Annotated in this window: 6 protein-coding genes and 2 pseudogenes; all 8 read right to left on the reverse strand. The window is 43.4% G+C overall.

Annotation, left to right across the window (positions count from 1 at the left end; genetic code table 11):
• Nucleotides 1-244: 244 nt before the first annotated feature.
• Entirely contained in the window at nt 245-400 is a 156-nt protein-coding gene (locus ACTQ53_RS16950) for a protein tyrosine phosphatase (protein WP_117661216.1), read from the reverse strand.
• Between the two features lie 621 nt (nt 401-1021).
• Nucleotides 1022-1174 (reverse strand): annotated as a pseudogene (locus ACTQ53_RS16955) (dTDP-glucose 4,6-dehydratase); the annotation flags it as partial.
• A gap of 10 nt (nt 1175-1184) precedes the next feature.
• Nucleotides 1185-1598, reverse strand: a complete 414-nt coding sequence (locus ACTQ53_RS16960; protein ID WP_441934438.1) for a putative toxin-antitoxin system toxin component, PIN family — start codon at nt 1596-1598, stop codon at nt 1185-1187.
• A gap of 16 nt (nt 1599-1614) precedes the next feature.
• Nucleotides 1615-1848, reverse strand: a complete 234-nt coding sequence (locus tag ACTQ53_RS16965) for a dephospho-CoA kinase (protein WP_217762358.1) — start codon at nt 1846-1848, stop codon at nt 1615-1617.
• Between the two features lie 429 nt (nt 1849-2277).
• Nucleotides 2278-2412 (reverse strand): annotated as a pseudogene (locus tag ACTQ53_RS16970) (dTDP-4-dehydrorhamnose 3,5-epimerase); the annotation flags it as partial.
• Nucleotides 2408-2527 carry a dTDP-4-dehydrorhamnose 3,5-epimerase family protein gene (locus ACTQ53_RS16975; protein ID WP_441934440.1) on the reverse strand — a complete coding sequence of 40 codons (120 nt, stop codon included), beginning with the start codon at nt 2525-2527 and terminating at the stop codon, nt 2408-2410. The pseudogene ACTQ53_RS16970 and the gene ACTQ53_RS16975, both read right to left, overlap by 5 nt.
• Nucleotides 2528-2688: 161 nt before the next feature.
• Nucleotides 2689-3798, reverse strand: a complete 1110-nt coding sequence (locus ACTQ53_RS16980) for a glycosyltransferase family 4 protein (protein ID WP_441934442.1) — start codon at nt 3796-3798, stop codon at nt 2689-2691.
• Between the two features lie 154 nt (nt 3799-3952).
• Nucleotides 3953-5164 carry a radical SAM protein gene (locus ACTQ53_RS16985; RefSeq protein ID WP_441934444.1) on the reverse strand — a complete coding sequence of 404 codons (1212 nt, stop codon included), beginning with the start codon at nt 5162-5164 and terminating at the stop codon, nt 3953-3955.
• Nucleotides 5165-5285: the final 121 nt, after the last annotated feature.

The following is a 5285-nucleotide window of genomic DNA, read 5'->3' on the forward strand; positions in this document are numbered from 1 at the left end:
GCAACTGCTGAGCTGCTTTCTTGTAATCAATTTCTAAGTTGTCCATAATATAAAAACTGTGTTAAACTACTTTTATTGTAGCTTGACACAGTTTAGTTTACACTCTCAATACTTACGGCACTATTATATAAATCTATTCTTCAAAATCTTCCGGCTTAGATGAAACACAATGTATCATCAGCTAGAGCCACTTTTACCTCATAGGGCGAATTGGCATTAATCACAGCCAGAGACATTTTTTCTACTACCATACTTCTACCCCTATAGGTTCTTTACCAGTACGTTCCAGACAGCTTTTGCGAACCAAGTTCTCCAGTTTCTCCACCATTTTACGTTTGTTTTCCTTAGAAGCATTCCAACGGCGTAGAGCCTCTTCCCTTGTTAACTTTGTTGTATCCATATATTCTTCCTCCTAATTTATTCTAGTTCAACATTCAGCCGCCAAAATTACGCTTTTTTTCCCGAAACCACCAAGAAAATCAAAAGAAATCTGCAACTTATCATCAAATTCTCTAGATATAAGCTGTAAACTATAAACTATTAGCTCTAAACAGTAAACTATTAATTATAAATTGTAAATTATAAACTTCCCACCCCCGGCGGTCCCAGCTCGCACAAGATGGCGAAGACCAGAAGCAAGTTGTAATAAGGCGGTCCCATCCCGCACAAGATGGCGAAGACCAGAAGCAAGTTGTAATAAGGCGGTCCCAGCCCGCACAAGATGGCGAAGGGCTTTGATGCCCCGCCAACCTTAGAGCGTAGCGGTTCCGAGCACCGGAGGGCGGTTACATCCCCGCTTCCTGAGGTTTCTGTCCACCGGGAACGGGGGAACCGAAGGGGGTGTAAAGACCATTGAAGAGGGGCTTGGGGAGAAAGTGGAGCTCTCCTTGCAGGAGAGACGGAGAGGTAGAAAATTCAGCACTGTAGGGCGGTTACATCCCCGCTTCCTGAGGGAAGAGAGGCTTGGTGAGAGATGTGGAGCCTTCCTTAAGGGTAAGGAAGGACGGGTAGGTTTTCGAAAATAATACTTCTGATACTCCCCAGAAGTAACATGATCCATCCATTCCTGGTTATCGAGATACCACTTCACAGTTTCTTCGATACCCTCCTCAAACTGGAGAGATGGCTTCCAGCCGAGTTCCTTCTGCAACTTTCTAGAGTAGAAGGCATACTTGTACATAAACCTATATCCACTTATCCAAATAACATTTAAAATCCTCTATACCTATAACCTCCACTTTAGGAAAAGGAATATTTTCCAGGACCTTAAAGTGCTTGTCTTCTGTAACAATACACTTTGCATTTGCAGCAATGGCACAATCTACAAACTTATTGTCATCTTTATCTGCCTCAATTAAAGCAAAAGTATAATGAGAATCTTTACGAATTACATTGGGTCTAGTCAATATAGCATAAACAATGGCCTCAGAAACTTGAGGGGATATATTACGAGATAAAACCTCTGAATACTCCTCTATTATTTCATTGGACACACATAGGTTATAATCGCCTCTAAGAAAAGCATTCCACACCTTACGATACGGACTTCTAGGGGCGATAGACATAATCAAACTATTTGTATCCAATACAATATTCATTTTAATAATCTAATGACTATAAAGTTGGTTTATTGTATGGAGTACGTTCATGGAGATGCCGGAAACTCTCGATACGTTCTTCATTCAAGGTTCCTTCATCCCACATTCTATCTAATTCTGCATCAGCCATCTGAACAAAATAATCAGAGATTACCTTATTCAAATCTCGCAAAGCCTCAGGAGTCTTTATAAATGACAGCATATCGAGGATTTGCAATTGAGCTTGATTCATTGTTGCTATCTGTGCCATAATAATTCACTTTATTAATTTCTAACCGCAAAGTTACGCTTTTTCTTCGAAACCACCAAGAATATCAAAAGAAATCTGCAACTCATCAGCCAATTACCCCAAAATCATCAGTAAACAGCAACCTATAAACTATTAATTGTAAATTATAAATTGCGAACTTCCCTCACCCGGCGGTCCCATCCCGCACAAGATGGCGAAGGGCTTTGATGCCCCGCCAACCTTAGAGCGTAGCGGTTCCGAGCACCGGAGGGCGGTTACATCCTCTCGTCCCTGAGGGTTTCTGTCCCCCAGAACTGGGGGAACCGAAGGGGGCGTAAAGACTATTGAAGAGAGGCTTGGAGAGAAAGGTGGAGCCTTCCTTAAGGGTAAGGAAGGACGGGTAGGTTTTCGAAAAAATCACCTCAATATTTTTAGGTAAACCTCTTTCTTTTAGTTTTCGAAAGGACTTTCAAAGTCCTTCAATACCTGATGTTTCGTATCCTTCTCGGAAAGATTAGCATGTTCCGTAGGAATGCGCCAATCGATTCCGAGAGAATCATCCAGTATCGAGATACCACCATCAGACCTTCTCTTTAAACTCACGCTCACTGAAGCTCTCAAAGAAATAGCCACGAGCATCTCTAAACAGGCGAGGCCCAATGATGAGCACGCCATCCATATCTGTCTTTATTACGTTCATTATATCAATTATAGTAAAATCGGGCTACTAGGCTCCATCCCCGAAAAGTAGATTAAACAAAAGGGGAGCGGGAACTATTCGTCCGAAATATCTATATATTATTCCATATATTATCTGCCATACTGATCACCTAAATATCTTTTGTTGTTTCGGTACAACCATCATTTCTTCAACCCTTGATACACCTCTCCTACTTCATCAGCAATCTGGTCCCAATCATACTTGCTCATGTCGTAATCCACATGCTGCAATGGGGCCTCGATAATCTTTCCGAGTTTTTCCGAAAGTTCATCCACGTTACCACAATGGAAGTAATCATCCTTTGGCAAGCCAACCTCCAGATTCGCAGGAATATCGCTCACTACTACCTTTACACCATAGCTCATCGCCTCCAACAGGGCAATCGGTAAACCTTCGTGCGAAGATGGGAGACAATAGCAACGGCAATTCGTCAACAGCGAATGAAGCTTTCTGCCCTTGATAAAGCCAGTAAGCACCACACCATTCTCCCTTGCCATCTGCTTCAATCCCAACGAATACTCATCCTCGAAATCCGTATCACCAGCCAGCACCAACTTATAGCCCTGCTCTATCAACTTTTCATTCTTAACTATCAACTGTCTATACGCTTCCACCAGATGATGTAGGTTCTTCTCTGGCACAAATCTGCACATACCCAGAATATACTTGCCTTTCTCTATCCCCAATTCCTTGAAATATTCAGGATAGTCGCAGATTTCAGGCTCAGAAACACCATTATATATAAGGTGTACATTCTTCGTCCTTCCATATTTACGGGCAATGAGGTTCTTGATGACGTTCGAGATCACGATGACATCATCGGCAAACATGCAGCCCATCCGCTCACCCATCTTCAGGATTGTCTTGGCAGCAAATCCCCACTTGTCCCTGTCATAGTCAGGACCATGATGTGTAAACACCACCTTCATACCCAACAGTTTGGCGTATGGAACCAGCAGCGCAGGACCGATGGCATGAATATGCAACACATCAGCGCCCAACTTCTTTGCCTCATTGATGGCGCGGAATGTATGGATGATAGCCTCGAAACTCTTCTTCTTAGGAGAAGGAATCGTTACCAGTTTCACTCCTTTCCATTCATGTAAGTCATCCTTCACATAGTTCGAGCGACGGATCAGCGTTACATCATAACCACGCTCCACCATTCTAGGGAACAATTCCTCACAATGCGTCTCCACGCCACCCATGATATTTGGGATACCACGAGTACCAGTTACAACTATTTTCATAAAAACTAGAGATTTTCAAAATAAAAGTATTACCTTTGCAGGCATGAATAAGATTTCAAACTATATCAAAGAAGCCATACAGTACTTCGGCATCATCTTGTTATCGATGTTCTCCGCACTGTGGCTTCTTATCAATCATAAGAGAATCAAGTGATTACTTGATTTCAATATTTCTATCAGTTTCCTTCTTGGTTGCCTCATAACCCTGGCTAGCCACATCAGCGTTCACGATGTCCTCGCCACGCTTGCCCTTCAAAGCCTCCTTTGAATCGGCAGAAAGACCATTGTTGACCACGGCATTCATATCGCAGGTAGAAAGCTTGTCAAGCTGTTCCTTGGTCACCTTACCATCACGATATTCGCAGCAGATAGGATTCTCATACATAGAGTACTTCATACCGAGCAGACTCTTCAGCTTGTGCTTAGCCACCCACAGGGCAGGAGTCTTGATGTACTTGTGCATGGCAGGAGAAACAGAACCGATCATCCAGCAGTTTCTGTCGCAATGTCTTACCTTCTTGCGAACCAGCTCTGCCTCAGGCGAACTCCAGAGTTCATCCCAGCTCTGGCGGTTCAGGTTACCCATCACCTCCTTATCCTTGGTACCATTACATGGCATCACATCACCGTATGGGTCGATGAAGAAGGTATCGAAACTCATATCGCAAGGCAAGAGGCGCTTCTGACCATAGATATAGTTGATGAGTCCATGGTTGAAATAAGCACGGAACCACTTCTTAGGAGAGTTAGACTTCAAGAGCTCGTTCACCAGGTTCTCGAAGTTCTTAGCCACCATCGGACGGTCGTGGATGATGTTCTTAGCCTCAACGAAGTAGAAAGAGTTATGGAGCGATGCGGTCGCGAACTCCATACCCATCTTGTTGCTCAACTCATAGAGAGGCACGAGGTCTGGAGCGTTCTTGTCCTGAACGGTCATACCGAAGCCCACATCCTTCAATCCCATCTCACAGAGCTTCTTCAGGGTAGTATAGCCACGGTTGAAACCATTGTTCAATCCACGGATTTCATTGTTGGTCTGCTCCAAGCCCTCGATAGAGATACGGATACCAATCTGAGGGAACTCCTTCGCCAGGTCGATGATACGGTCGGTGAAGAAGCCGTTGGTAGAGATTACGATACGGTCGCTCTTCTTATAAAGTTCACGTACGATATCCTTCAAGTCCGTACGGATGAAAGGTTCACCACCTGTGATGTTGGTAAAGTACATCTTAGGAAGTTTCTTGATAGTCTCTATAGAGATTTCCTCCTCTGGCTTAGAAGGAGCCTTGTAACGATTACACATAGAGCAACGAGCGTTGCAGCGGTAGGTCACGATGACCGTACCATTCAATTTCTTTTCTGCCATAATAAAATTAATAGGGTGTCCAGTTCTCTGTTCTTAAAAACAAGCTGGAAACATCCCTGTTAATTGTTAATATTACGCTCTGATATTTAACGTTTCATGTAACGAAATAGTTCTTTGAAAA

Origin of the sequence: Prevotella sp. Sow4_E9_plate, from assembly GCF_052116205.1 — a bacterium.
In the GTDB taxonomy this organism is placed as follows: Bacteria; Bacteroidota; Bacteroidia; order Bacteroidales; family Bacteroidaceae; genus Prevotella.

Excerpts from the sequence above, each read along its gene's own strand:
- ACTQ53_RS16950 (WP_117661216.1), bottom strand. The coding sequence starts at position 400 with ATGGATACAACAAAGTTAACAAGGGAAGAGGCTCTACGCCGTTGGAAT.
- ACTQ53_RS16960 (WP_441934438.1), bottom strand. The coding sequence starts at position 1,598 with ATGAATATTGTATTGGATACAAATAGTTTGATTATGTCTATCGCCCCT.
- ACTQ53_RS16965 (WP_217762358.1), bottom strand. The coding sequence starts at position 1,848 with ATGGCACAGATAGCAACAATGAATCAAGCTCAATTGCAAATCCTCGAT.
- ACTQ53_RS16975 (WP_441934440.1), bottom strand. The coding sequence starts at position 2,527 with ATGAACGTAATAAAGACAGATATGGATGGCGTGCTCATCATTGGGCCT.
- ACTQ53_RS16980 (WP_441934442.1), bottom strand. The coding sequence starts at position 3,798 with ATGAAAATAGTTGTAACTGGTACTCGTGGTATCCCAAATATCATGGGT.
- ACTQ53_RS16985 (WP_441934444.1), bottom strand. The coding sequence starts at position 5,164 with ATGGCAGAAAAGAAATTGAATGGTACGGTCATCGTGACCTACCGCTGC.